A 359-nucleotide genomic window follows, 5' to 3' on the forward strand; every position below is an offset into this window, starting at 1 on the left:
TTCCAGTCGCTGCCAAGCCGCTTCCAAATCGCTACGCGTGTTTCATAAGGGCAGAAGACGGAGTCTATGCCCAGCAGGCTTACGCCGCGCAAAATAAACGGCAGCACCGTCGTAGGCAGCTTGGTACCTGCCGTCAGGCCGCTCACGGCAACGGAGCCGTTGTAGGCGACTTGGCTGAGCAGCGAAGCGAGCGGCTTCCCGCCTACGGGATCAATGGCCGCTTGCCAGAGCTGCTTGCCGAGCGGCCGGATGCTCTCCGCGCCGTCGTAGACCTCACCGCGGGAGATAACCTCAGCCGCTCCGAGCGCCTTGAGGTAGTCGTGCGCCTCGGCTTTGCCGCTGCTGGCTACAACATGGTA

General features: G+C 63.0%; 1 protein-coding gene. It reads right to left on the reverse strand.

Annotation, left to right across the window (positions count from 1 at the left end):
* A partial coding sequence (locus tag L696_RS0101300; protein ID WP_025682040.1) for a zinc-binding dehydrogenase occupies window positions 1–359 on the reverse strand: 359 nt, incomplete at both ends.

This window comes from Paenibacillus maysiensis (genome assembly GCF_000520815.1).
GTDB classification, from domain to species: Bacteria; Bacillota; Bacilli; order Paenibacillales; family Paenibacillaceae; genus Paenibacillus; species Paenibacillus maysiensis.